1 protein-coding gene is annotated in these 427 nt (G+C 52.5%); it reads right to left on the reverse strand.

What is annotated here, in order from left to right:
* Positions 1-14 precede the first annotated feature (14 nt).
* Positions 15-263 (reverse strand): Mu transposase domain-containing protein, encoded by a 249-nt coding sequence (locus tag HMPREF2692_RS13455; protein ID WP_246823458.1) that lies wholly within the window; start codon positions 261-263, stop codon positions 15-17.
* Positions 264-427 lie beyond the last annotated feature (164 nt).

A 427-nucleotide genomic window follows, 5' to 3' on the forward strand; every position in this document is an offset into this window, starting at 1 on the left:
AGCTGAGGTAGGAACTAAACCCAGGACGCTTCAAGGCGCGTGTGTTCAGCAACAAGCTGCTCCCCGTTGAAGACGCTCACCAGTTGCGGGGTGAGTCCTACTGTTACCGATTCTCCTACCAGCTGAAATGGCACTGAGTAGTACTGGTAGTCACAGGTGATGTGCCAGTTGCGATCGACTTTGAGCCGCTTATAAGACACTTCCGTAAACGGCGTCGGCGGAAGATCCCGCATCATTGGTGCTTCTTCTTTATCAAAGCGCATCTGCCGTGTTTAGCCATCAGGCCGCGTCATTGTGCTGTTGATATCGACAAGACGCTCCGCGATCGCCTCATTAAGCTCATCAAGGCTATAGAAGACCTCGTTGCTGAAGTAACCCAGGATTTTGGTGTAGGCGATTTTCACGGCACGCTCTACCGCTGCCTTGT

It is taken from the genome of Corynebacterium sp. HMSC036D03, from assembly GCF_001836185.1.
Taxonomy (GTDB): domain Bacteria; phylum Actinomycetota; class Actinomycetes; order Mycobacteriales; family Mycobacteriaceae; genus Corynebacterium; species Corynebacterium simulans.

Bases quoted from the DNA above. Each gene is read 5' to 3' on its own strand.
- HMPREF2692_RS13455 (WP_246823458.1), bottom strand. From the start codon at position 263: ATGCGCTTTGATAAAGAAGAAGCACCAATGATGCGGGATCTTCCGCCG.